21 protein-coding genes are annotated in these 24,698 nt (G+C 61.3%); 7 read left to right on the plus strand and 14 right to left on the minus strand.

What is annotated here, in order from left to right; genetic code table 11:
- Positions 1-76 precede the first annotated feature (76 nt).
- Entirely contained in the window at positions 77-1,846 is a 1,770-nt protein-coding gene (locus I6E74_RS11455) for an ABC transporter family substrate-binding protein (protein ID WP_197125815.1), read from the minus strand.
- 407 nt (positions 1,847-2,253) lie between these two features.
- Here I6E74_RS11455 and I6E74_RS11460 point away from each other — a divergent pair, with 407 nt between their 5' ends.
- On the plus strand, positions 2,254-2,841 hold the full coding sequence (locus tag I6E74_RS11460; protein WP_197125740.1) for an antibiotic biosynthesis monooxygenase: 588 nt from the start codon (positions 2,254-2,256) through the stop codon (positions 2,839-2,841).
- Between the two features lie 9 nt (positions 2,842-2,850).
- Here I6E74_RS11460 and I6E74_RS11465 read toward each other — a convergent pair whose 3' ends face one another.
- Both I6E74_RS11465 and I6E74_RS11470 read right to left on the minus strand, forming a co-directional pair.
- Complete coding sequence (locus I6E74_RS11465; RefSeq protein WP_197125741.1) at positions 2,851-3,138, minus strand: transcriptional regulator; 288 nt, start codon at positions 3,136-3,138, stop codon at positions 2,851-2,853.
- A 4-nt stretch (positions 3,139-3,142) separates the two neighbouring features.
- The gene (locus I6E74_RS11470; RefSeq protein WP_197125743.1) at positions 3,143-3,820 is read right to left on the minus strand and encodes a hypothetical protein; all 678 of its coding nucleotides are present in this window, start codon (positions 3,818-3,820) and stop codon (positions 3,143-3,145) included.
- 144 nt (positions 3,821-3,964) lie between these two features.
- On the opposite strand from I6E74_RS11470, the gene hrpA reads away from it, so the two are divergent.
- The 4 genes from hrpA (at position 3,965) to I6E74_RS11490 (ending at position 10,786) form a co-directional block, all read left to right on the plus strand.
- Positions 3,965-7,885 (plus strand): ATP-dependent RNA helicase HrpA, encoded by a 3,921-nt coding sequence (hrpA, locus tag I6E74_RS11475; RefSeq protein ID WP_197125826.1) that lies wholly within the window; start codon positions 3,965-3,967, stop codon positions 7,883-7,885.
- A 97-nt stretch (positions 7,886-7,982) separates the two neighbouring features.
- Positions 7,983-8,837 (plus strand): CoA ester lyase, encoded by an 855-nt coding sequence (locus tag I6E74_RS11480; RefSeq protein ID WP_197125746.1) that lies wholly within the window; start codon positions 7,983-7,985, stop codon positions 8,835-8,837.
- Between the two features lie 38 nt (positions 8,838-8,875).
- The gene (locus tag I6E74_RS11485; RefSeq protein WP_197125828.1) at positions 8,876-10,030 is read left to right on the plus strand and encodes a thiolase family protein; all 1,155 of its coding nucleotides are present in this window, start codon (positions 8,876-8,878) and stop codon (positions 10,028-10,030) included.
- The gene (locus tag I6E74_RS11490) at positions 10,031-10,786 is read left to right on the plus strand and encodes a 3-hydroxyacyl-CoA dehydrogenase (protein WP_197125830.1); all 756 of its coding nucleotides are present in this window, start codon (positions 10,031-10,033) and stop codon (positions 10,784-10,786) included.
- 60 nt (positions 10,787-10,846) lie between these two features.
- On the opposite strand, the gene I6E74_RS11495 is transcribed toward I6E74_RS11490, so the two are convergent.
- From I6E74_RS11495 to I6E74_RS11525, 7 genes are all read right to left on the minus strand, one after another.
- Positions 10,847-11,599, minus strand: a complete 753-nt coding sequence (locus tag I6E74_RS11495) for an amino acid ABC transporter ATP-binding protein (RefSeq protein WP_197126384.1) — start codon at positions 11,597-11,599, stop codon at positions 10,847-10,849.
- 26 nt (positions 11,600-11,625) lie between these two features.
- Entirely contained in the window at positions 11,626-12,651 is a 1,026-nt protein-coding gene (locus tag I6E74_RS11500; RefSeq protein ID WP_197125832.1) for an amino acid ABC transporter permease, read from the minus strand.
- Positions 12,652-12,660: 9 nt separating this feature from the next.
- Complete coding sequence (locus I6E74_RS11505; RefSeq protein WP_197125754.1) at positions 12,661-13,557, minus strand: ABC transporter substrate-binding protein; 897 nt, start codon at positions 13,555-13,557, stop codon at positions 12,661-12,663.
- 217 nt (positions 13,558-13,774) lie between these two features.
- A complete protein-coding gene (locus tag I6E74_RS11510; RefSeq protein WP_307784466.1) occupies positions 13,775-14,302 on the minus strand; it encodes a hypothetical protein in 528 nt (175 codons plus the stop codon).
- A 75-nt stretch (positions 14,303-14,377) separates the two neighbouring features.
- Positions 14,378-14,857: a GNAT family N-acetyltransferase gene (locus I6E74_RS11515; RefSeq protein WP_197125834.1), complete on the minus strand. Its 480-nt coding sequence runs from the start codon at positions 14,855-14,857 to the stop codon at positions 14,378-14,380.
- Positions 14,854-15,852: a ribonucleotide-diphosphate reductase subunit beta gene (locus I6E74_RS11520; RefSeq protein WP_197125835.1), complete on the minus strand. Its 999-nt coding sequence runs from the start codon at positions 15,850-15,852 to the stop codon at positions 14,854-14,856. Before I6E74_RS11520 ends, I6E74_RS11515 begins: the two co-directional genes overlap by 4 nt.
- A 184-nt stretch (positions 15,853-16,036) precedes the next feature.
- Positions 16,037-18,475 carry a ribonucleoside-diphosphate reductase subunit alpha gene (locus I6E74_RS11525; protein WP_197125836.1) on the minus strand — a complete coding sequence of 813 codons (2,439 nt, stop codon included), beginning with the start codon at positions 18,473-18,475 and terminating at the stop codon, positions 16,037-16,039.
- A gap of 248 nt (positions 18,476-18,723) precedes the next feature.
- Between I6E74_RS11525 and I6E74_RS11530 the strand changes: the two genes are divergently transcribed.
- Complete coding sequence (locus I6E74_RS11530; protein WP_197125837.1) at positions 18,724-19,932, plus strand: MFS transporter; 1,209 nt, start codon at positions 18,724-18,726, stop codon at positions 19,930-19,932.
- A gap of 117 nt (positions 19,933-20,049) precedes the next feature.
- Here the strand turns inward: I6E74_RS11530 and I6E74_RS11535 are convergent, their stop codons facing one another.
- Genes I6E74_RS11535 through I6E74_RS11545 form a run of 3 tightly spaced genes read right to left on the minus strand, consistent with a single transcriptional unit; the run spans position 20,050 to position 22,487 of the window.
- Complete coding sequence (locus tag I6E74_RS11535) at positions 20,050-21,048, minus strand: aldo/keto reductase (RefSeq protein ID WP_197125838.1); 999 nt, start codon at positions 21,046-21,048, stop codon at positions 20,050-20,052.
- 18 nt (positions 21,049-21,066) lie between these two features.
- Positions 21,067-21,843 (minus strand): VTC domain-containing protein, encoded by a 777-nt coding sequence (locus I6E74_RS11540; protein ID WP_197125839.1) that lies wholly within the window; start codon positions 21,841-21,843, stop codon positions 21,067-21,069.
- Positions 21,840-22,487, minus strand: a complete 648-nt coding sequence (locus I6E74_RS11545; protein ID WP_197125841.1) for a DUF4956 domain-containing protein — start codon at positions 22,485-22,487, stop codon at positions 21,840-21,842. The genes I6E74_RS11540 and I6E74_RS11545 overlap by 4 nt, the downstream gene beginning before the upstream one ends.
- Positions 22,488-22,641: 154 nt before the next feature.
- Here I6E74_RS11545 and I6E74_RS11550 point away from each other — a divergent pair, with 154 nt between their 5' ends.
- Positions 22,642-23,349, plus strand: coding sequence for a M50 family metallopeptidase (locus tag I6E74_RS11550; protein ID WP_197125843.1), 708 nt, complete (start codon positions 22,642-22,644; stop codon positions 23,347-23,349).
- Between the two features lie 74 nt (positions 23,350-23,423).
- Here the strand turns inward: I6E74_RS11550 and I6E74_RS11555 are convergent, their stop codons facing one another.
- Positions 23,424-24,671, minus strand: coding sequence for an FAD-dependent oxidoreductase (locus tag I6E74_RS11555; RefSeq protein WP_197125845.1), 1,248 nt, complete (start codon positions 24,669-24,671; stop codon positions 23,424-23,426).
- Positions 24,672-24,698: the final 27 nt, after the last annotated feature.

The following is a 24,698-nucleotide window of genomic DNA, read 5'->3' on the forward strand; positions in this document are numbered from 1 at the left end:
CGCTGAGCGGCATAACGACGTTCGCGCAAGTGGGCCGGGCACTAGGCCCGGCCCACTCGCGAGCGCTACCGAGAAATTACTCGGAGTCTGCCGGCGCCCACTCCCAGAAGTTCCAGAAGTAGGTCGGCGACAGCGGACTCGGGTCCACGTTCGTTACTGAGTTGTTCCAGACGGTGATTCCGGGGAACTGGAAGATGGTGACGCCATACGCGTCTTCCCATACCAGCTTCTCGACCTCAACCTGAATCTCGGTCTGGACCGCGGGGTCCAGCTCGGTTTCGAGGTCCTTGAGGAGACCGTCTACCTCGGTGTTGGAGTATCCACCGAAGTTGCTGGGCTGGCCACTACCGAGGTACTGGTCAGACCCGGTGAGCGCGAGGCTCGTTGACTGCCATGCGAAGATGACCGCGTCGTGAGGGTTGATCGGCAGTGCTTCCTTGTCGGTGAACGCCCAAGTGGGCTCCGAGTCGTCAACAACCGTGAAGCCGGCAAGAGCAGCCGACTGCTGGATGAATTCGAACTCGGATGCACGACGAACGTTGCCCTCGGGGTACCAGAACTTGACCTCAACAGGAGTTGTTACTCCGGCGTCAGCAAGCAGCGCCTTGGCGCCTTCGATGTCAACCTCGGCGTAGTCAGCCGAACCGTTGGTCGAAGCGATGTCGTCGTAGCCGGGAGCACCAGGAATCTGGAGGACCGAGTCGCGCAGAGTGGCGTTTTCGTTCAGCGGGAGGATCAGCTTGTCGAGGATTTCCTGACGAGGAATGACCTTCAGGAATGCCTGACGAACAGCCTTCGCGGTGTCTTCGTCTCCGCCGTAGGTGGCGGGGTCGAAAGGACCACCGTTGTTGAACGTGAGGTCAACGTGCTCGTAAGTCGCTTCATCCGCGGTTACGTAGTCAGCGTTGTCGAGTCCCTTGACGAGCTCAAGCACGTCAGGAGTCGGCTGGCCGGCTGCGATCTGAACGTCACCGTTCTCGATGGCCTGAACCTGAGCGGTCGAGTCCTCGATCTGACGAACGATGATGCGTTCGTACTTGGGCGACGGGCCCCACGTGTAGAGCGGGTTGGCCTTGAGCGCAACGTACTCGTTTTCTACGAGTTCGTCGAGAACGTAGGCACCACTCGAAAGGGCAACAAGGTCGCTGTCGGGGGTGCTCGGCGCCTGGTACTCGTCGTTCCATGCCTTAGCTACCGGGGTGAGCCAGTCAACGTCGTCGTTTTGTACTGCTTCAACGAACATCGCCTTTGCTTCTTCGGGATCAGTGATCTCGGGGTAAGCAAGCTCGACGACACCGTGAGCGGCAACACCGAGGTCGAACTGGATCTCCCAGTCAACGTAAGCCTTGTCGTACACAATCGTGATGCTCTTGTCGTCGATCTCGGGCAGCGCCGAAGCGAGGTCACCACGCGGGTTCGCGTGCGTGAAGAGCGGAGCGTCGTCAGCATCCGTTACCCCAGCGAAGATGGTGGTCCACGCGAGCAACAGATCAGCGGAGTCAATGGGGGTTCCATCAGACCAGGTGACGTTGTCATTGATCGTGTACTTGACCGTCAGTGGGTCGTCGCTCGTCTTCTCGAACGTACCGAAATCGGTGTTACGGACGAGTGCCGGTTCGCTGTTGTAGTACAGGAACGACGAGTTCATCATGTACAACACAACGGCGTTAGCGGTGTTGTTGCCCGCTGCGCTGCTTCCGTTGAAGTTGTCAATCAGGTCATTCCACGCCACCGTGATCTCGGTGTCGGCAATTACTTCTGACTCATACGGCGGAGTACACCCTGTTAGGGCGAGGGCTCCGGCCGCGAGCACAGCTATGGCAGCTGAGACGCGCTTCTTCTTCATCTTTCCTCCAGTAGAAAGGTGGTCGAAGGGACGGTGTAGACCAATCCCATGGCCGCCATTACACCGTATTGCTGAACGTCAGGGCAATAGAAACTGACGATTCGCACAATTCGCAACAAGAACGACACAATCCTGCGTGGATATATGTGTCTACCCCACAGCGGGGGTGATGCGCGGATGAGCGGAGGGTGAGAGGGCACAGCATTTGTGGCGTCCACGGGGGTGCCCGCAAAGTTGCAGCAGAACCTCGACGCAAGAAATCGCCGCAGTGGCGATCGAAAGCTGTGACACAAGAAATTTACACATCAGGGCAGTGTCGGCTCGCGGCATCCAACTTAGACTTGAACCCAGCGAAGCCCACACCGGCCGTCACTGTTGCCGCTGGACAACAGATAAGGAGTGCGCTGATGTCGCCCGAAAACGCCCCAATCACGATCTCGATCGAACGCACCGTTGACCCCGCCCGCATCGCGCAAGCCACAGCCTGGATGCAAACCGGCATCAACCTCGCCACGACCTACCCCGGCTTTCTCGGCTCCGGCTGGGTACGCGCCGGCACCGACAGCACCACGTGGCACATGCTCTACCGATTCGCGGATGACGCAGCACTCTTGCACTGGGAACAATCCCCCGAACGTGCGTGGTGGCTCCAGAGCGGCAGCGGGTTTATGAGCCAGCACCGCAGCGAACGCCGCACCGGCATCGAAGGTTGGTTCGATGAACCAACCGAGGTCACTGTCGAGCATGCGGGTCTCGCTGCGGCGGCCCCTGCCGCACCACCGCGCTGGAAGCAGGCCGTGACTATTTGGCTGGGCTTCTTTCCTCTCAACCTCCTTTTCACGGTGCTCGTGACACTGCTGGTTCCTGGCTGGGACGAGCTGCCGATCGTGTTGCGGGTACTCCTCACTACCCTGTGCCTCACCCCGGTCATGACCTACGTGTTGCTGCCCGGCGTGACCCGGATGCTGCGACGCTGGCTGTCACCGACTAGCTAAGCGAGCGCCCTACCCCAGCAGTTTTTTGAGACTCGCGGTGTAGACCTCGAACGCTGAACGCCCCCGCGCCGTCAAGTTGAGATAGGTGACGGGGCTACGACCCTGGTGGGCTTTCGTGACTTCGACATAACCCGCATCTTCGAGTTTTCGCAGGTGCGTTGAGAGATTGCCCGGCGTCATTTCGAGCAGCTGCTGCAGCCGCGGGAATGCGAGGCGATCGCCCGCGGCGAGGGTGGCGAGAGCTGCAGTAATGCGCAAACGCGCGGAAGCATGGATGACGGGATCGAGTTCATCCATTGTCTTAGGCCATTCTGCGAAGGTGGAGCGCGAACACGATGGCGGCGATCAGCATGCTTCCGCCCCCGACGAGTGCCATCACCACATTGTTGGTCGGTGCGCCGAAGAAGGGAGAGATCGCCCCAGCCACCAGCAAGATGCTACCCAACACCAGTTGGCTTTTTTCTTGCCAGAGGGCGGCGCCCAAGAAATAGATCATTCCCGCCATGATTCCGAACACCGCGGGAAAATAGAGGGAAGCAAGCTCTGGGGATAACCCGTTCTGAATGAGCCCAGCGCCAACGGTGCTGAATCCAGTGCTTGCCACCAGCCATGAGAGTCCGTAAACGGTGCCCGCAAACGTGGAGTTGCCCTGCACTCCTGTGCTAATCCGGATGCCGAGAATCGTTGAAATCACGATGGCGCCGCCGATGAGCACAGCGAACGCGACGCGAGCGGGAACCAAGGGCACCGAGATCCATGAGCTGCCGCTCTGCGCCGCTGCCCACAGCAATCCGAAACCGATGAGCCACGCGATTCCCCACACGCCCAGCATCCACGGAATAGGCGAAAGCTGTTGGCGCACCATCACACTTTGTTGGTCGTCGACCAGCTTGAGCATCTGCTCCGGTGAGAGCGCCGACTCATCGTGGTCGACACCAGCCACGTCTACAGAAATCGGAGCGCCGTCATTGTTCGCCATAGTGAACTCCTTTGTGTTGCGACCAAGAAGCCCCGGTTCGGTGTCTCGTTTCGCTATCTACTTTGTAACACAAAGTACTTTGTCAACGCAATAAGTCTGCACCGATTCCTGCTGCCCAAGGCACACCGCGTAAGCTGAAGGGCTATGTCTGCCTCCGAAGTTCACTCCGCCAGCACCGCGACTGTCGCGAGCGCTGACATCGTGGTGACCTTCCCGCCCGAGCTGCCTGTCAGCCAGCGCAAGGACGACATCGCGAAGGCCATTCGCGAGAACCAAGTCGTGATCATCGCGGGAGCGACCGGTAGCGGAAAAACCACCCAGCTGCCCAAGATCTTGCTGGAACTGGGCAAGACATCCATTGGGCACACGCAGCCGCGACGAATTGCCGCGCGCACCGTTGCGGAGCGCATCGCCGAAGAATTGGGCAGCGAACTCGGCGACCTCGTGGGTTACCAAGTGCGGTTCACCGATCGTGTGGGAAAAAACACGCGCGTGAAGCTCATGACCGACGGCATCTTGCTGAATGAGATTCACCGCGACCGCGACCTCAAGAAGTACGACGCGATCATCATCGACGAGGCCCACGAACGCAGCCTCACCGTCGACTTCTTGCTCGGCTATCTCAAGCAGCTGAGGGCCCGCCGCCCCGATCTCAGCATCATCATCACGAGTGCCACGATCGACCCCGAGAGCTTCTCGAAACACTTCGACGGCGCCCCCATCATTGAGGTCTCTGGCCGCACTTTCCCCGTCGAGATTCGGTACCGTCCTCTCGTCGCCGAAGAAAGCACTGGCGACGATCTCGAAGCGGAGGATGCCGAAGAAGCTGCCGCGAACCGCACCGACCGCGACTACCTCGAAGGCATCAATGACGCCCTCGACGAGCTCTCTCGCGAGAGCGACGGCGACGTGCTCGTCTTCCTCTCCGGCGAGACCGAGATTCGGGATGCCGAAGAATCCATCCGCGGACGCATCAGCGCCGGCAAGCTCTCCGAGGGCACCGAAGTGCTCCCCCTCTATGGGCGGCTGAGCTCCGCCGAGCAGCACCGCGTGTTCGAGTCGCGCCGCACGCCCGGCACTCGACGCCGCATTGTGCTCGCCACGAACGTTGCCGAAACCAGCCTGACGGTGCCCGGCATCCGCTACGTCATCGATGCGGGAACCGCGCGCATCAGCCGGTACAGCACGCGCGCCAAAATTCAGCGTCTGCCGATCGAAGCGATCAGCCAGGCCAGCGCCAACCAGCGCTCGGGCCGTTCTGGACGAACGAGTGACGGAATTGCGATCCGCCTCTACTCCGAAGAAGACTTCAACTCCCGCCCCGAGTTCATGGAACCCGAGATTCTGCGCACCAACCTCGCGGCAGTCATCCTGCAGATGATCTCGCTTGGGCTCGGAAATATCGCCGAGTTCCCGTTCTTGCAGCCGCCAGATTCTCGCGGCATCAAAGACGGCCTTGAGCTGCTGACCGAGCTCGGTGCTGTCGAAAATGCGATGGTCGGCCAGACAAAAGCCGGGCACAAGGCCGCCGGTCCGAAAGATGCCGCCCCGCGCATCACCCGCATCGGCAAGCAACTCACCCAGCTGCCCATCGACCCTCGCCTCGCGCGCATGGTGCTCGAATCGAAGCAGCACAGCACCACGCGCGAGGTTATGGCGATCGTTGCCGGTCTCAGCATCCAAGATCCCCGAGAACGCCCACTGGACAAGCGCCCGCAAGCCGACCAGCAGCACGCGCGCTTCATTGACCCCACAAGTGACTTCCTCACCATGCTCAACCTCTGGAACTACCTCGAAGAGAAACAGAAAGAACTCTCGGGCAACCAGTTTCGACGTATGTGCAAAAACGAATATCTCAACTATTTGCGCGTGCGCGAATGGCACGATGTCTACCGCCAGTTGAGCCGCATGGCCAAGCCGCTCGGTCTTGTGATCGGTGATGCACACTCGAACCCCGATGGCATCCATCGCTCGCTGCTGGCTGGCTTGCTTAGCCACATTGGGCTCAAGGATGTCGCGAAACGCGACTACATCGGCGCCCGTCAGACTCGGTTTGTCATCTTCCCCGGCTCGGCTCTGGCCAAGAAGCAGCCGAACGCTATCATGAGCGCTGAGCTCGTAGAAACGAGCAGGCTTTTCGCACGGATGAATGCGTCAATCGATCCGGTGTGGGCTGAGAAGCTTGCCGGCGATCTCGTGAAGCGCAGCTATTCGGAACCGCACTGGGAGAAGAAGCAGGGCGCGGCCGTCGCGTTCGAGCGCGTGACGCTCTATGGCGTCACCCTGGCCGCTCGCCGTCGCATCCAGTTCTCGCGCGTAGATTTGCCCGCCGCCCGCGAACTCTTCATTCGCCATGCCCTTGTTGAGGGCGAAGACGACCTGACGAAACGCGACAAGCGCGTGTGGGGCTTCGACGCCTCGAACCGAGCGCTCCGCCGCGACCTTGAGCAACTCGAAGAGCGCAGCCGTCGCCGCGATATCTTGCACGACGACGAAACCATTTTCGAGTTCTACGACAAACGCGTTCCACCGACCGTCGCCTCGGTGCGCGACTTCGAGGGCTGGTGGAAGAAAGCTCGTCACGACTCCCCCGACCTGCTCACCCTCTCCACCGACGATCTCCTTGAGAACGCGGATGACGCCGAAGTCGACGAGACTGCCTTCCCAACCACATGGGTGCGCGGCGATCAAACGCTGAGCCTGAGCTACCGCTTCGAGCCCGGCACGGACGATGACGGTGTTACCGTCGCTGTGCCGCTGCCCTTACTCGCCGGACTTCGCCCCGAAGGCTTCGACTGGCAAGTGCCCGGCCTGCGCGACGAACTCGTGACCGCGCTCATCAAGGCCCTGCCGAAGCCTATTCGCCGCAACGTCGTCCCCGCCGCTGACTGGGCTCGCCGCTTGCTCGAAAACGCTCCAGACGACCCCGCCGCCGCCGCCCTCGACGAGGGCCCAGGCGTGACCGAATATCTGGCCAAAGAAATCACGCGACTGACCTATGTGAAGGTCGCGGCATCCGACTTCGAACTCGACCGCGTGCCCGCCCATTTGAAGGTCACCTTCGCGGTGATCAACGAGCGTGGCAAAAAAGTCGGTGCCAACAAGTCGCTGCGCAGCCTGCAAGCGAGCCTCAAGCCGGTCGCCCGGGAGAGTGTTGCCCGGGCCGTGGAAGGCGCCGCTCAGCGGTCTCCGGAGCGCCCGGCAGACACCCTCGAACGCTCCGGAATCACAACCTGGGACTTCGGAGAGCTCGATCGATCGCGCGACACCCAGCACGGCGGCAACACCATCCGCGCTTACCCTGCACTCGTAGACGACGGCGACTCGGTCTCCCTCCGCCTCATGTCGACGCCCTACGATCAGGCCATCGCGCACCAGGGCGGTGTGCGTCGCCTGCTGCTGTTGGCGATTCCCTCGCCCCTCGGCTACATCAACGAACATCTCACAGGCGCCGAAAAGCTGGTGCTCGCCCAGAGCCCCTACCGCTCCACGAATGCTCTCTTCGACGATTGTTTGCGCGCGTGCGTTGACTCCGTGATGGGCGATCGCGATGTCTTCTCGCAGAGCGAATTCGAGGCGCTGCGGAACGAAATTTCGGCAGGGCTGGTCGACTCGCTGTTTACGACCGTCTCGCTCGTGGCATCCATTGTGTCGGGGGTTCGACTGGCCGATAAGGCGATCCGTGCCGCGACAAGTATGCATCTGATTGCACCGCTCGGGGATGCGCGCGAACAGCTCGATGCGCTCGTCTTCCCCGGCTTTGTTTCGGCGACAGGGCTCACTCAATTGCGACGCCTCCCGGTCTACCTCAAGGGCATCGAGCATCGGGTGGCGAAACTCACCGAGAACCCCGGCCGCGACCGCGGGTGGATGTCCGAAGTCGAATTAGCGACCCGTCGCTACAAGGACGCGGGCGGCACTCTGCCGTTAGAAAAGCATCCCGAACCGCAGATCGTGCGTGCCCGGTGGATGCTCGAAGAACTGCGGTTGAGCCTCTTTGCGCAACACTTGGGAACCGCCGAATCGGTGAGCCTGCAGCGCATCGCCAAAGTGCTCGCTTCCTAAACCCTTTTATTCAGCGGCCCATCACCCCCACAAGTTACTCTGGAGGCTGCGAGAAGCACGATAACCGGCCTCTCTTCTGAAAGAAAGCAGTTCACGCGTGTCCGAAAGCACCACCGATCACCCGACCACCCACGATGTTTCCGCCGAGATCGCGCGTTCGTGGCTTCTGGTGGCAGCCACTCGCCCCGAAGATTTCGACGCCGCTGAGCGTTCACGCGCCGACCAGATCATCCTCGACGTGGAGGATGCCGTAGACCCTCGCCTCAAGTCCATCGCTCGCGATTCCGTTGTCGAATGGTTGAGCAACGGTGGCAGTGGCTGGGTTCGCATCAACGACCGCACTTCTGATTTCTGGTCAGACGATGTGGATGCCCTCGCCGGACTTCCCGGACTACGCGGGGTCATGCTGGCTAAGGCCGAAGCAGCGGCTCATGTCTCTGAAACCTTCGACCGCCTCAAGGGAATCACGCCCGTGATCGCCCTCGTCGAGTCGGCCCTCGGCATCGAAGAAGCTGTCTCGATCGCCCGCGCCCGCGGCGCCTACCGTCTTGCCTTTGGCAGTGGCGACTACCGTCGCGACACCGGTGCCAGCGCCGACGACCTCGCCATGGCCTACCCTCGCTCGCGCCTAGTTATCGCGAGCCGCGTCGGCAACCTGCCCGGCCCCATCGACGGCCCGACCGTCGGCACGAGCCACCCCGTTCTTCGCGAACAGGGCAGCATGGCCGTCTCCCTCGGTATGACAGGCAAGCTGTGTCTCGACATCGAGCAGCTGCCAATCATCAACGAAGTCATCAGCCCTACTCGTTCGGATGTCGCGTGGGCTCGCGAATTCTTGGAAGACTTCGAAGCTCGCGGCCGCGTCATCCGCGACGGCAGCGACCTGCCCCGCCTTGGCCGCGCACAGAAGATCGACAAGCTCGCTCGCGCGTTCGGTGTCGAACCGGCCTAACCGTAGTACTTAAGCGCACTCGCCGTTAGTCTTGAACCATGACAACGGCAGTCATTGTTGACGCGATTCGTACGCCTTCGGGCCGGGGAAAACCGGGCGGAGCGCTCTCTGGCGAGCATCCGGTGGATCTTCTCGCTGTTGTGTTGCGCAGCCTCGTCGACCGCCATGATCTCGACCCCACCACCATCGATGATGTGATGGCGGGGTGTGTCACCCAATCCGGTATGCAGGCGGTCAACATCGCCCGCAATGCAGTGCTCGCAGCGGGGCTTCCCGAGACGGTACCGGGCACCACAATCGATCGTCAGTGTGGCTCGAGCCAGCAGGCCGCTCACTTTGCTGCGCAGTCGATTATGGCTGGCGTGAATGACGTCGTCATCGCGTGCGGAATCGAACTGATGAGTTCCCACCCCATCGGCCAAGCTACTCTCGGCTACGGCACCACGAGTTCGTTACTCAACGACCGTTACCCCGCAGGCCTCGTGAATCAGGGCATCTCCGCCGAACTCATTGCGGCACGCTGGGGGCTCGACCGCGACGACCTCGATGTTTTCGCCGCGCTCTCCCACGCGCGTGCTTCCGCCGCCGATTTCAGCAACGAAATTCTGCCCATTGGCGAGTTCAACCACGATGAAACGATTCGACCCGGCACTACGGCAGAAGGTCTCTCCGGCCTCGGTCCGGCCTTCTACGATGCCGAGATTGCCGCCCGTTTTCCCGAGATTCAGTGGCGGGTCACCGCGGGCAACTCTTCACCGCTCACCGACGGCGCTTCGGCGGTGCTCATCATGAGCGAAGAGCGCACTGCCGCTTTGGGGCTCCGGCCACTCGCACGATTCCACTCCTTTGCAGTCGTCGGCTCCGACCCGATTGAAATGCTGACCGGGATCATCCCCGCAACCCACCGCGTGTTGGAGCGCAGCGGCATCCGTCTCGATCAGCTCGACAGCATCGAAGTCAACGAAGCGTTCGCCTCGGTCGCTCTCGCCTGGCTGCAAGAGTTCCCCGTCGACCCCACGATTGTGAACCCGCGTGGCGGTGCCATTGCCCTCGGTCACGCGCTCGGTTCCTCGGGTACGCGCCTGCTCACCACCCTCGTCAACCAACTCGACAGCACCGGCGGTCGCTATGGCCTCCAGGTCATGTGCGAAGGCGGCGGCATGGCCAACGCAACCCTCATCGAAAGGCTCTAATTGAAGATTCAGGATGCCGCAGCACTCATCACCGGTGGCGCAAGCGGACTCGGTCTTGCTACCGCCCGCGCTCTCGCCGCGCAGGGTGCGAAGGTCACCATCGCCGACCTGCCCAGCTCCCGTGGAATCGAGATCGCCGCCGAATATGGCTTCCAGTTCGCGCCCACCGACGTTCGCTCAGAGGTGGATGTTCAGGCTGCCGTCGCACTCGCCTCCTCAACCGGACCACTGCGCATCGTCGTGAACTGCGCCGGCGTTGCGACCCCGGGCAAGACGCTCGGTCGCAAGGGAGTGCTGCCGCTCGAAACCTTTGAAACCGTGATCGGCATCAACCTCACGGGAACGTTCAACGTCATCCGGCTCGCTGCGGCCGCGATGGTCGAAACGGAGCCCATCGAGGGCGAACGCGGCGTGATCGTGAACACGGCATCCGTCGCCGCCTTTGATGGGCAGATTGGTCAGCCCGCCTACGCCGCATCCAAGGCGGGCGTTGCCGGGATGACGCTGCCGCTCGCCCGCGAGTTCGCGGCGAGCTTGGTGCGCGTCATGACAATCGCTCCGGGCATCTTCGAGACGCCGATGATGGCAGGCCTGCCGCAGGAGGCGCAGGATTCTCTCGGCGCTCAAGTGCCGCATCCGTCACGCCTCGGACGGCCCGACGAATATGCCGCGCTCGTGCAGCACATCGTGGAGAACCCCATGCTCAATGGCGAGGTCATTCGCCTTGACGGCGCAATCCGGATGCAACCGCGCTAGCAGCAGCATCCGGATCGACCGACGCCCGCAAGAGAGCCAAAGGAACCGAGCGAACCGAGGTTAGAGAACCTTGGAGAGGAACGCTTTCGTACGTTCGTGCTGCGGGTTGCCGAGAACCTCGTCGGGGTCGCCCGACTCCACGACAACGCCGCCATCCATGAACACGAGCTGGTCGGCGACTTCGCGCGCGAACCCCATCTCGTGAGTGACAACAATCATGGTCATGCCCGATTCGGCGAGACCCTTCATGACGTCGAGCACTTCGCCCACAAGCTCCGGGTCGAGTGCCGACGTTGGCTCATCGAACAGCATGAGCTTGGGCTCCATGGCGAGCGCACGGGCGATTGCCACTCGCTGCTGCTGGCCACCGGAGAGGTGTGCCGGGTAGGCATCCTCTTTCTCAGCGAGACCAACCTGCGCGAGCAGTTCCCTTCCGTGCGCAATGGCTGCTTCCTTCTTCACCTTGTTGACGCGGATGGGCGCCTCAATGATGTTTTCGAGGGCCGTCATGTGCGGGAACAGATTGAAGCGCTGAAACACCATGCCGATATCGCGGCGCTGGCGAGCAGCTTCGCGCGGCTTGAGCTCATACAGCTTGTCTCCACGTTCTTCATACCCGACCAGGACGCCGTCGACGCTGAGCCGCCCAGCATCCACTCGTTCAAGGTGGTTGATGCAGCGCAGAAATGTTGACTTGCCTGAGCCACTTGGCCCCACTAGGCACATCACTTCGCCCTGCGGCACCGACAGCGAGATGCTTTTCAGCACTTCGTTAGAGCCAAAGCTCTTCGACACACGGTCGGCGTGCACCATGGGGACGTTGCTTACAGCTGCGTTCGTCATTGGTGCTCCTTTCCTGTCGGATCGGTACTCTCATCGGGTGCGATTTCAGTGTTGGATGCCGCGCCCGGCGTCTGAATGACACCAGTCTTCAGCGTGATCGCTCCGGTCTCGGTGCCCGCCTTTTCGGGGCGCGCTTGACCAACACCGCGCGAGAAGCGCTTCTCGAGGAAGTACTGGCCCACCATCAGAATCGAGGTGAACAGCAGGTACCAAGCAGAAGCAACGAGCAGCAGCGGGATCGGGTCGAAGATCACCACGGAGATGTCGCGCGAGCGTCCGTAGAGTTCCAGACTGAACGGAATGGCAGTGACCAGGGAGGTGGTCTTCAGCATCGAAATGACTTCGTTGCCGGTCGGCGGGATGATGATGCGCATTGCCTGCGGGATGACGACCCGCGTCATGGTTTGCAGCCACGACATTCCGAGGGCAGTTGCTGCTTCGTCTTGTCCCTTATCGACCGAAAGGATTCCGGCACGCACAATCTCGGCCATGTAGGCGGACTCGTTGAGCGCGAGACCAATCACGGCAAGCCAAAACACGCTGATGAGGTCGTTGGTTTCCAGGGAGAGCCACGGCTCCGTGAAGGGGATGCCCACGTCGATCGTTGAGTAGATCGTGGCGAAAAGACCCCAGAACACGAGCTGCACGTAGACAGGAGTTCCACGGAAAACCCAGAGGTACAACCACGCAATGCCCTTGACGACAGGGTTGTCAGAAAGCCGCATCACTGCGAGAGTCACACCAAGGATGATCGCGATGATCATCGAGTAGACCGTCAAAAGAATGGTGTAACCGGCGGCCTGAGAGATGCGCTTATCGAAGATGTATTTGCCGAAGTTCTCCCAGCCATAGGCCTCGCGCTGCGACGCATCGACGACGAAGAGAATGAGCATCGCGACAAGGATGACCGCGACAACATTTCGCCACGGGTGGCGAAGGCGAATCGCTTTGATTGCCTCCGCTTGGTCAGCGCCGTTCGGCGACACGCTTAACGGTGTCGCCGAACGGCCAGAGTCTGACACAGCCAATACCTAGCTGGTGGTCGCCGCGTTGATGGAGATCGACGAGACAGCACCGCTGAAGACGCCCCAGTCTTCGAGGATCGTCTTGTAGGTTCCGTCATCGATCATCGACTGAAGTGCAGCCTGAAGGGCCGCGGAGAGCTCTGAATCCTTCTGCACGGCGATGCCGTACGGCGCGGTGTCGAACGAGTCGCCCGCGAGTTCGATCTTGTCGTCAACCTGGCTCACCGCGTACTGCGTGATGGGCGAGTCAGCGCTCATCGCGTCCGCACGGCCCAGAGCGAGAGCGTTAGTCGCTTCGTCTTGAGTGTCGAACTTGAGGATGTCGATGGGCTCGTTGCCAGCATCCGTGCACTCCTGCGACTTGGCGGGAAGCTCATCAGTCTCTTCGTACGTTGCGGTCTGCACGGCAACGGTCAGGCCACAGGCGTTGGCGGGGTCAACGTCGACGCCGATGAGCTGGGCCCACTGGATTCCAGCCTCGTAGTAGTTGACGAAGTCGACGACCTTCTCGCGCTCTTCGTTGTCGGTGAAGGAGGAAAGCCCGATGTCGTAGCTGCCGCCGGTGACGCTGGGGATGATCTTGTCGAAGCTGGAGGGCTGGTACTGGGTGTCGAGACCGAGCTTGGCAGCCATGGCGTCGCCGAGGTCAACTTCCCATCCGATGGGGTTACCCGCGTCATCCTTGTACTCGTTGGGGGCGTAGGTCGGGTCGATACCGATTACGAGAACGCCGGCCTCTTTGATGTCGTCGGGCAAGAGGGCAACAGCTGCTTCGTCAATGCCGACCTCAACAGTGCTGCCGCCGGTGGTACCGGTGTCGGTGTCGGTGCTGTTATCAACACATCCCGACAGTGCGAGAACGGTGACGACGGCCAATGCTGGCAGCGCGTAGGTGATTTTCATGGTGCAACCTTTTTCTTTATCCCGATGAAAGCTGGTGCCGGCGATAAGGCGTCGCCCCTGACGGGTGCGCCGCTGAATCATCGACGCTGGAAGCCTACCCCCGGGTGCGCGCAATATTTCGCTCACTTGCGCCGTGTAGTTGCGGCGCCAAGAGAGCAGTGACGAATATTCAGCGGATACACGGCTCAGCGGCAACCCCGGAGCACGAATGCGGGGCTTAGTACTCGCCCTGCGCCGCAGCTTCGAGCTCGGCCAAGTTGATGGTGCGCAGCTCACGCAGCCTCGTATCGCGGTTTTTCAGGTACTGCGGATCAGCGGTCGGAATATACGAATCACGCAGCTTGGCGATGATGGCGGTGCCAATCTCGCTCCACGCCAATTCGCGGGCTTCATCGATGATGGCCGAAATGAGTTCGCCATCCATCGATGCTTGGCGCAGACCCTCCGCAAGCCCCGCCTGCACGGCGCGGTTGCGATCAGAGTGGGAGCCACGAAGCAGCGGTTCCGTCTGCTCGGCGAGGTGGTCGAATTCGACGTGCACGAGACCAGCCAGCGCACCGTCGTCGTAGTCGAGGTGATCGCGGGCGGCATCCACAATAATCCGGTTTTTCACGGCCATACGCACGGCATTACGCGCGATGAGAACGCCCTCTTCAACGACTCGTTCGATGGGGGCTTCTTCTACCGGCTCGGGCGCCTGAAACTTGCCCAAGTTAAGGCGCGGGCGCCGCCGAAAAATACTCACAGTGCAATTGTTCCGGGTTAGGTCGATGAGGGGTATCCCCCATCAGGTGCAGCTTAGATGGCGAAGCTGAACAAACTACAAAGACTTCTCATAACAGACGCTGAAAGGGATCGCTGCGTAGTCGCCGAAAACATCGATGCGTTCGTAGCCAAGGCTCTCGTAGAGCGCCATTGCGGGCTTTTGAAGGTTTCCCGTCTGAAGTATCAGCGAGTGGGCATTCGCTTCACGAGCAACTGCTTCTAGCTCGAGCATCAGCCGGCGCGCTGCGCCTTTGCCACGGTGACGAGAGTCGACGAATACCTTTTTCACTTCAAACGATTGCTCGAAGGGTCGAAGGGCCGCATGACCAATCACCGTGTCTCCGTCGAGCACCAACAGCGTGTGGCTGATGTCGTTGGGCGAGACCGTCAATGCAGCTCTCACCGCAGCGCGCCCGGCATCGTCAAGATCAGCCTGGCGACCGGCATAAATCACGCCCGTCTCTTCATCCATCGCCGCTCGCTGCTCGACCGCTCGCGGGTCTAACCAACCGACCCGCGCAACGGTCAGGCTCACTCGACTTTAGCTTTGGTGGTTGCCGACGCGTTGGCCTCGTACGAGGTGTTGGTCGACTCAAAGAAGTTCACGAGCTCAAGAGTGTCGTTGGCTGTCGCCATCCACTTGGCCGGGTTCGAGACCTTGTAGTGCGGCTCGAAGCCGAGCTCTTCAAGGCGACGATCAGCCAAGTACTTGACGTACTGGTTGATGTAGTTGGCGTTGAGCCCGAGGATGCCGCCGGGGAGAAGGTCGTGGTTGTAGGCCTCTTCCATTTCCACAGCATCCAGAATCATCTGGCGAATTTCGTCGGCAAACTCTTCGGTTTGAATCTCGGGGTTCTCTTCGAGCACCGTGAGAATCAGGTTGATACCGAACTTGAGGTGCAGGCTTTCGTCGCGAACAACCCAGTCCATGAGCGAACCGAAGTTGCGCAGCAGGTTGCGCTGGCGGAACGACAGGGCAACCATGAAGCCCGAGTAGAACCAGATGCCTTCGAGCACCACGTTGTACGCAACGAGGTTGCGGATGAAGTCTTGCTTGCCCTCGATGGTGTTGATGTCGAGAGTTTGCTCCGTCATGCGACGGATGTACTTCATTTCGAACTCTTCCTTGCGCGCCATGGACGGCACATCAACGTGAGAGTTGTAGGCCGCTTCACGATCGATGGGGAAGGTCTCGAGAACGTACTCGAAGCTCATGCAGTGGTTGGCTTCTTCCCACATTTGCTTCGCGAGGTACAGCGAGCATTCTGCGGCGGAAACGTAGGGGTACACGCCGAAGGCGAGTGCCTTATTAACGAGCAGCTCATTCGGGTTGAAGTAGCTCATGAGGAAGGTCACCGCGTGACGCTCTTCATCAGTCATCTTCTTGAAGTCGGCGATGTCTTCGCCCAGCTGAATCTCGTTAGGGAACCACGTGTTCGCTACAGCCTGGTCATACAGGTCCATAGCCCACTGGTACTTGATTGGCTTGAGCAGGAGGCCGTCTTGCAGGCCTGTACCTAGAATTCCCATTCCGGTGACTTCTTCTTTCTCGATTGGTACTCGATGTGTGTGGTGGGGAACACGACGGTGTGGTGTCGTGTTCCCCGGGGGAGGTTAGAGAGTAGCTGCGCTTACTGGCAGCTGTCGCACTGGAGGTCGTCCATGGGGTCGACCGGTACGAAGTAGTCCTCAACGGTGTTTTCGCGGTTCATAATTACTCTGCCTTCTTTGCGAATCCGCCGAAACCTCGGCGTGCGGGAGCTGCGCCCGCGGTTGATGTGGATGCCGTGGCTGTTGCAGCCTTGCTCGACGAAATTTCTTCTGACTTGTTGACCTTCACCGTGGACTGTTCTGCCTGGTGGCGGGGCTTCATGTGGAGGTAATAGGTGGTCTTGACGCCGCGCGACCAGGCGTCGAAGTAGATGTCCATCATGTCTCCGAGGTCACGCGTCTCGAGGTACATGTTGCGGCTGATCGCCTGGTCAATCCACTTCTGGGCACGAGCGGCAACCTCAAGGAACGCATACGGCGAGAGCTGGAAGCTCGTCTTGAATACGGCCTTGATGTCGTCGGGGATGCCGGCAACGTTCTGGATGTCACCCTGGCTGCGCAGGATGGCTTCGCGGTTCTTTTCCCACAGTCCGTGCTCCTGAAGAGTCGCAACAAGGTTGCGGTTCACTTCGAGGAACTTGCCGTTCGAGGTTGAGCGGCTGAAGATCTGCGAGAACTGCGGGTCGAGGCCGGGCGTGGTGCCCGCAACGAGACCAATGGATGCGGTGGGTGCGATCGCCATGAGCGTTGCGTTACGCATTCCGCCCTTGACCTTCTCGCGCATGGCATCCCAGTCGAGGCGTGTCTTGCGGTTGACCTTGATCTCCATGCCACGGTCTTCTTCCGTGAGCGCGATGGAGTCGAGCGGCACGAGGCCCTCCGACCAGCGGCTGCCTTCGAAGTTCGTGTACGAGCCACGCTCCTTAGCGAGCTCGGTGCTGGCGTCGATCGCAGCGTAAGAAACGTGCTCCATGATTTCGTCGATGAGGTCGTAGGCCTCTTCGCTCTCGTAGCTGTAGCCGAGCTTCTCGATGATGTCGGTGAAGCCCATCACGCCGAGACCAACCGCACGGTTCTGCTCGTTGGAGAAGTCTGCTTCTTTCACGCTGGAGCGAGTGATGTCGATGAGGTTGTCGAGCTGGCGCACAGCCAATCGAGCGCTCTCGGCGATCTTCACGAAGTCCACTCCGCCTTCCGGCAGGAGGTGACGCGACAGGTTGATCGATGCGAGGTTGCAGACGGAGACGTTGTCTTCGTCTTGCGGAAGCGTGATCTCGGTGCACAGGTTGGAGAGGTGGATCGTGCCCGTGTTGTTGTTGAGCGCACGGTTGTTGATCGTGTCTTTGAAGGTCAGCCACGGGTGGCTGGAGGTTTGCAAAGAAATAAGGATCGACTTGAACTGCTCGCGAGCACCGATCTTCTTGAACATGTGCATTTCGCCGGCATCCGCCATCGCAACATATTCGTTGTAGCGCGTGGAGAATGCCTGGCCGTACAGCTCGTTGAGGTCAGTGACTTCGAGCGGGTCGAAGAGGTACCAGGAGTCGTCGTTCTGAACGCGCTTCATGAACTCGTCGCTGATCCACACGGCCGTGTTGGCGGTGCGGGTGCGACGGTAGGGGTCACCAGAGTTGCTGCGGAGTTCGAGGAACTCTGGGAAGTCCATGTGCCAGTTCTCCATGTAGAAGCAGAGGGCGCCGAACTTCTTGCCACCGCGGCTGACCGCACGCAGGATCGAGTCGATCGTGTGCATGAACGGGATGGGACCGGTTGAGGTGGTGTTGTTGGAGCGGATGGGCGAACCCTGAGCGCGAAGCTTGGTGACCGAGAGGCCAATTCCGCCGGTGCCCTTGGTGAGCCACATGACATCGCGCGTCGTCTTGGCGATGTGCTCCATGTCGTCTTGCATTTCCATGACGAAGCAGTTGGCGAGCTGCGGGTAGATCGTTCCCGCGTTCACGAGAGTGGAGCCGGCAGCCAAGTATTCGAGGCTCGACATCTTTTCGTAGAACTTGAGGGCAGCCTCGTTCGGGTTCGCTTCGTTGAGCGAGAGGCCCATCGCGATGCGCATCCAGAAGTACTGCGGAACCTCAAGAGCGTCGCCGTTGCGACCCTTGATGCCGTAGCGGTTGTTGAGGGTAACAACACCGATGTACTTGAGCAGCTCGTCGTGAGCGGGCTCAAGGTGCTCGGCAAGAGCATCCAAGTCGAACATGCTCGTGAGGCGCGGGTCGAGCAGACCTTCTTCTACGCCACGGATGACGTTGGGGCCGAAGTGCTCTTTGTGCAGGCGCTTGAGGTCAGCAGCGTCGGAGTAGTCACCGAGAACGCGCTTGTAGATGGTCTTGAGAAGAAGACGGGCAGCGACAGTGTCGAAGGCCGGGTCATCTTTTACGTTTTGGAGGGCGACCTGAATGACCGCTTCGTCGAGCTGCTGCGTTGTGATGCCGTCAAACAGCGTCAACTCAAGCTCGGACGCGATCTGAGTGACCCACGTGATGTTGTCGTCGAGGCCAGTGGCGGCATCTTCGATTGCGAGGTTGATCTTGTTGGCGTCATACGGCTCTCGCGTACCGTTGCGCTTGACGACTGTGATTGCCACAAAAACTCCCTAAAATCCCCATAAAACCTCGAAAACCGCGACCCCCGGCCAAGCGGTCTCACCACTATATATCGTGGGTGCCACCTCTCGCCAACCCTAGATGTAGTGGGCGTGTCCTCCACAGGTGTGGATAACTTCGCGGGGTTTTCCACAGCCTAGGGATAACCACTGACACCACAAAATTCCTTATAAAACCAGCAATCGGCGGCTCGAATGAGGCCCAATTCGACGGCTAAGCTGGAGTTCTTGTGAACGCATACATCGACCTGTTGAAAACTCCGGGCATCGCCAGAATCATCGCAGCGCAGCTCACCGCGCGACTGCCTGGCGGAATGCTCTCGTTGGCGATCCTTCTTCACGTCGAACAGATCCACAATTCCTACGGCGCTGCTGGCCTCGTGCTTGCCGCAACGAGTATCGGGCAGGGTATTGCCGGCCCGCTCACGAGCCGCTGGATGGGCATTTGGGGAATGCGCAAGGTGCTCATCCTCACCCTCATTGTCTCGGCCGCCGCCATCTTTACCATCGCGCTGGTTCCTCTCAGCGTCGGCATGTTCATGGTCGTGGGGCTCATTGCCGGCCTCAGCAACCCGCCAGTGCAACCCGCCGTGCGCACGATCTACCCCAAAATGGTGAACTCCAAGCAGCTCACTCCCCTCTTCTCGCTTGACGCCTCGGCGCAAGAGATCATTTGGGTTGCCGGGCCGGTAGTGGCAACCTTCCTCGCTATTCAGATTTCGACGACCACAGCGATCGTTGTCGCTGGCGCGTTCCTGCTCGGCGGAGGCGCCTGGTTCATCGCAAGCCCCGAAGTCGGCCAGGTGCGCATCCCGCGCAGCAAGCGCTCCTTCGGAACCGTGCTGCGTCGTCCCCCCGTGATGTTGGCGACCATCACCGGCTTCCTGCTCGTCGGAGCCGCAGCAGCAGTCGAGGCATCCGTCGTCTCGGTGTTTGGCCACGACGGGCCTCAAGCAGGTTTCGTGCTGGGCATCTGGGCAATCGGCTCACTCTTCGGCGGGCTCTTCCTCGGGCACTTGCCCATCGGCCCCTGGGCACTCGCCCGCCGCATGTTCATTGTGTTCGTCGGCATGGCGCTTGCCATGTTCAGCCTCAACTTCTGGTGGCTCTCCATCACCCTGCTCATCGCGGGCATCGGCATCGCCCCCGCCTTCGCCGTCATCTTTGCGATCGTGTCTGCCAGCGTGAAATTCAGCGATACCGCTGAAGCGTACGGCTGGGTCGGCACCGGCCAATTGATCGGGGCAGCCCTCGGTTCCGCCGTCGCCGGCTTCCTCATCGACGCCTATGGCCCCATCGGCGGATTCTGGGCTGCCACCGTCATTGCCGCTCTCGGAGTGCTCGTTCCCACCGTCTTGCGCGGCTGGCACCCCGACCTGCGCGGCAAAGACGCGAGCCCCATCCCCGACACTGAGCCCATCAGCACCCTGCGCCAGTAAAACCTGCGCTAGCAAAACCTGCGCCAGCAAAACTTACGCCCGCCCAAAGGCGCGGCTATCAGCGGCCACTACGCCACACTGTTACCGATGTGACGCGGCCGCTCTCACCGCATTCGCTTACCAGCGCGGATGCACGGCAGCGCGGAAGTGGCGGTCGTAAATGTCGCGCACTCCGGCCAGGAAACCTTCGCTCAGCGCAGGTACTTCGCCAGCACCGGCGTTGGACTGAGCCTGAGCGACGTTGCGTGCTCCCGGAATCACCGAGCTGACACCGGGCTGCTGTGCGACCCACGCGAGCGCCACCTGCGGCGTCGAGAAATCAGCGACGGCGGGTTCGCCAGCAAGCAAAGCCGCGAACTCCTGGGCCGCGGCAACGCCGGTCTCAAAGTCGACGCCCGAGAAGGTCTCTCCCACGTCGAAGGCTTCGCCGTTGCGGTTGTAGGTTCGGTGGTCGTTCTCCGCGAAGGTGGTGTCGACGCGGTACTTGCCCGTGAGCAGACCGGAGGCCAGCGGAACGCGGGCGATGATTCCGACACCGGCGTCGATGGCGGCGGGAAGCACGGCATCCAGCGGCTTGAGGCGGAAGGCGTTGAGGATGATTTGCACGCTGGCGACGTTCGGCCGCGCGATTGCGGTGAGCGCCTCCTCCGCGGTCTCGACGCTCACTCCGTAGGCGGCGATGGCGCCGTCAGCGACGAGCACGTCAAGGTCATCGAAGACGACGTCCATACCGAAGACAGCGGTGGGTGGGCAGTGCAACTGCACGAGGTCGAGAGTGTCTACGCCAAGATTCTGACGTGAACGATCCGTCCATTCGCGGAACTTCGCGAGGGTGAAGTTGCTGGGGTCTTGCGCTTCGCGGCGCCCCATCTTGGTCGCGACCGTGATGTCGAGCTCGGGGCGATCGGCGAGGTAGCTACCGATGAACTTTTCGCTGCGACCGTCGCCGTAGACGTCGGCGGTGTCGAAGAAGGTGACTCCGCCGTCTACCGCGGTATCGAGCACGCTGCGGGCATCCGCCTCACTCACGTCACCCCAGTCGGCACCCAACTGCCACGTGCCAAGACCGATTGCGGATACAGAACGGCCGGTGCGGCCCAGAGTGCGAATGTCCATCCCTTAAGGCTACGCCTGTTACGCCGCGACGGTGCGCAGCGCCGGGGTGAAGTGCTCACGAAGCACCCGTGACCACCGATTGTGCGGCAGCTCCGGCCGAAGGGCGGCGAGACCGGTTGCAAATTTGGAGATGCGATCCGGGCGGTGCCCCATCGTCCAGAGAAGACGGTCGACCTCGCTGGCTTGGCCCGACGACTTGGTCTCGACAATGACGGTGTCGTCGAAGCGAAGCGCATCGTCGTCACACTCCCACGCAAGGGCGCTGTCGATCGTGCAACGACTGCCACTTCCCGGCAAGAACAGCGTCGTGCGGGTGTAGCGAGTCGTGAGCACGGGTTCCATGCTGTCGGCGTCGATACCGACCACCGAGGCATCGTGCAGCAGTTCGTCGATGTACTCGCGCCCTTCTGCCGTAAGTCGGTCGCGCTCGTCGAAGCTGTACGGTAGACGCTGCTTAGCGGTCGTACCGCGCGAACCCTTCGTCTTCACTTCGAGGTAGCAGTCGCCGGTGTCCATGTAGCTGCGAGTGCGGGCCTTGAAGCGGCGACGACGCGGGTGGGCTGCCAGCAGGTAGCTGGCAGCATCCGGAGTGTCAAAGTACACGGATTCGTAGTCGAAGTGCTGATGACCGTCGATCTCCAGCACGCGAGCCTGGTCCTCAAGCTCAGCGAGCAGGGCGGCCAGATCGGATGCCGGAACCAGATACTTGCGGTCAACACGCGTTAGAAGAGAGGCTCGTTCCGCCAGCTCGTCGAGCGAGATCGTGGCGAAGCGCTCGGTGTCGGGGGTAGTCATCGGTGTGCTCCTTCCAGGAGCTCTGACGCGGTGGTCGGGGCGGTGGCACTCGAGGTGTGGGCGCCGCCGGTGATCCGGTAGCGAACATCCACCACAGTGGTGTCGTTGACAAGGTCAAGCTTGTTGATCGTGACCGAGTGCACTCGAGCACCGAGGAGGTTCTCGAGACGGAGTCGCAGGGTGGACTCGTCGGCAATCGCAGAGTCCAAGGTCACCGTCTGCTGGCGGTACGCACGAAAGAGTCCTGGGTGATCACCGAAGGTCATAACCAGCAGAAGCATGGCCATGAGTGCGGGTGCGACGAAACTCGCGAGCGTTGTTGCAGAGGCCGTGTCGGCCGAGAGATCGGCGGCGCCCAGCCCTGCGATCAGGCCGAGAGCGAGGGCCGCGAAGTAGTAAGCAACTTCGTGCTGCGCGATCTCCGAGGAGCGGAGGCGGATGATGGAGAGGACTCCGAAGAGACCGAGCCCAAGGCCAACACCGACGGCGCTATCGGCGAGCATGACCGTGACGGCCATAACGCCAACGTTCACGATGAGGTAGGCCACGAGTAAGTCGCGGCGGCGGTGACGCGGGAAGTACAGAGCAAAGGTGAGAAGGCCGATAGCGACTAGGTCGAGGGCGATCATGGTGAGTTGGCTCATTGTGGGACTCCAGGTTGGTGCGAGATGTCGTCGCGCTTTCACGCTGGTACCCATTGAGCCCGAGAACCCTATGGGGTTTCTATGAACAGACTTCGCGCGGCGTGGGAGTCTGAAGATGGCTCGCAATGCCCAGTGCAGGTGAGAGAATTCGACAATGGATGCCCTCCTCGACTCTCTCGCCCGCACAACGCCGGTCGACATTTCGCCGACCCTGCTGATTGTGATCGTGGCCGCCGCAGCCGTGCTGAGCATCCCGCAGCCCATCTGGAAATGGTTCGGACTCTTTACGACACTGGTTCACGAACTCGGGCACGCCGTCGGCGCGATCCTGACCGGCCGCTTCGTTCACGGCATGAAGATTCGCATGAACCATTCGGGCGAAGCCGTCAGCAGTGGTCGCGGCAAACTCGGCTCCGTGATCAGCGGATCGCTTGGTTATCCGGCTCCCGCAATCGTCGGCGCCGTGCAACTCTGGTGCGTCACCCAGGGCTACACCGCGATGGCCCTATTCGTTGGCGGCATCATTCTGGTGCTCACCCTAGTGGTTATCCGCAACCTCTTCGGCTTCCTTGTCGTGGCGGTATCCGCTGCCGCGAGCGCCGCTCTCTGGGTATGGGCAACGCCCGAACAGCAGAGCTATGTGCTTCTCGTCATCGCGATCGCCCTGCTCGTGGGTAGCGTGCGCGGCCTCGCCACCGTGATCGGCGTGCACACGCGCCGCCGCGACCAGCTGAACACCTCCGACGCCTACCTGCTGTTCAAGCGCACCGGAGTTCCCTCGGTGTTCTGGCTGCTCGTCTTCGCCGCCCTCATCGGCGCCAGCGTGGTCTGGGCCGTCACGATGGTGCTCGAAACGTACTAAGCGCGCGGTCCGCGTTTCGCGGCAGCCGCGCTACCCGCACTGCCCACTGCCCACTGGGGTGTGCTGCGCTCGCCCTACGCGCGCGGTTTCAGGATGCCGGCCGCGATACGTTCCGGCCGGAACCCGTAGCCGACAATCCGCGCCAGAATCGGGCGCACGCGCGGCAACACGACCGCGATTACGAAGCGCTCCCGCGGGCGCGGTGGGTTGTGTAGAACGATTCCACTCGTGGCGCGATTGATGAGCCGGTGCGCCACTCGTTGCATGCGCTGCATGAGTGCCGTCGGCAGGGTGCGGCGACGCTGCACCGCAGCACATGCCGCATCGATCGCTGCGGCATCCGTCCCGCGCTTTCGCAACACCGGAACGAGCGTGTTCGCAAGGGCTACGGCGTCTTGAATGGCGTAGTTGATGCCCACGCCGAACGCGGGCGACATCGCGTGGGCGGCATCACCGATGCAGATCGCTCCCGGCACCGACCAGTCATGCAGGCGATTGATCTGCACCGACAGCAGCTTCACATCGTCGAAGCTCGCGATCTCGCGGGTCACTTCGCTCAGGCGCGGCGCCGTTCTCGCGATTGTGTCGCGGAACGCCTCAATACCGGCACTCTGAAACTCAGGAAAACTGCCTTTGCGAATCAGGAGCCCGCACTGAAAGTAGCCGGGGCGCGGGATGGTGACGAGAGCCGAACCGCCGCGGATGTTGGCGAGGGTATCGCGCATCGGTTTCGTGGGGCGCGGCACCCGAAACCACAGCACATCAATGGGAACGCCGTAGTCGGCCGGCACTAAGCCAAGGGCATCACGCACTGCCGAAGCACGCCCATCGGCGGCCACCGAGAGCGCGGCGTTCACGCGCAGCGGGCCATCCGGCGTCGACGCCTCGATTCCGACAACGCGCCCGTTTTCCTGAATTTCCGAATGGGCCGTTGCCTCCAGCACCAGCCGGAACGACGGTTGGCGCTGAGCCTCTTCCACCAGCATGGTCAGCAGATCCCACTGCGGCATCAACGTCACATAGCGGTGCGGCCCTGGCAGCGTCGTGAAATCCACGGCATGCAGTCGGATGCCGTCAATCACCGCATCAAGGACGGAAAGCTCGCTGTGCTCGATCGCCGCTGCAGTCTCGCTCAGCCCTAACTGGTCAAGCAGATTCAACGTGGACGGATGAACGGTGTCACCCCGAAAATCGCGCAAGAAGTCAGCATGCTTCTCGAGTACAACGACATCGATGCCGGCGCGGGCCAGAACGAGGCCGGCCACGATTCCGGCCGGGCCACCCCCAGCGATGCAGACGGTGGTGTCGAGTTCCTGGGCCATAAGAAGTTCCCTCCGTTGGTCCCACGC

The organism is Salinibacterium sp. SWN139 (assembly GCF_015864625.1).
Lineage (GTDB): Bacteria > Actinomycetota > Actinomycetes > Actinomycetales > Microbacteriaceae > Rhodoglobus.

Coding starts and splice junctions, on each gene's coding strand:
- I6E74_RS11455 (WP_197125815.1), bottom strand. CDS start 1,846: ATGAAGAAGAAGCGCGTCTCAGCTGCCATAGCTGTGCTCGCGGCCGGA.
- I6E74_RS11460 (WP_197125740.1), top strand. CDS start 2,254: ATGTCGCCCGAAAACGCCCCAATCACGATCTCGATCGAACGCACCGTT.
- I6E74_RS11465 (WP_197125741.1), bottom strand. CDS start 3,138: ATGGATGAACTCGATCCCGTCATCCATGCTTCCGCGCGTTTGCGCATT.
- I6E74_RS11470 (WP_197125743.1), bottom strand. CDS start 3,820: ATGGCGAACAATGACGGCGCTCCGATTTCTGTAGACGTGGCTGGTGTC.
- hrpA (WP_197125826.1), top strand. CDS start 3,965: ATGTCTGCCTCCGAAGTTCACTCCGCCAGCACCGCGACTGTCGCGAGC.
- I6E74_RS11485 (WP_197125828.1), top strand. CDS start 8,876: ATGACAACGGCAGTCATTGTTGACGCGATTCGTACGCCTTCGGGCCGG.
- I6E74_RS11495 (WP_197126384.1), bottom strand. CDS start 11,599: ATGGTGCACGCCGACCGTGTGTCGAAGAGCTTTGGCTCTAACGAAGTG.
- I6E74_RS11505 (WP_197125754.1), bottom strand. CDS start 13,557: ATGAAAATCACCTACGCGCTGCCAGCATTGGCCGTCGTCACCGTTCTC.
- I6E74_RS11520 (WP_197125835.1), bottom strand. CDS start 15,852: ATGGGAATTCTAGGTACAGGCCTGCAAGACGGCCTCCTGCTCAAGCCA.
- I6E74_RS11535 (WP_197125838.1), bottom strand. CDS start 21,048: ATGGACATTCGCACTCTGGGCCGCACCGGCCGTTCTGTATCCGCAATC.
- I6E74_RS11540 (WP_197125839.1), bottom strand. CDS start 21,843: ATGACTACCCCCGACACCGAGCGCTTCGCCACGATCTCGCTCGACGAG.
- I6E74_RS11545 (WP_197125841.1), bottom strand. CDS start 22,487: ATGAGCCAACTCACCATGATCGCCCTCGACCTAGTCGCTATCGGCCTT.
- I6E74_RS11550 (WP_197125843.1), top strand. CDS start 22,642: ATGGATGCCCTCCTCGACTCTCTCGCCCGCACAACGCCGGTCGACATT.
- I6E74_RS11555 (WP_197125845.1), bottom strand. CDS start 24,671: ATGGCCCAGGAACTCGACACCACCGTCTGCATCGCTGGGGGTGGCCCG.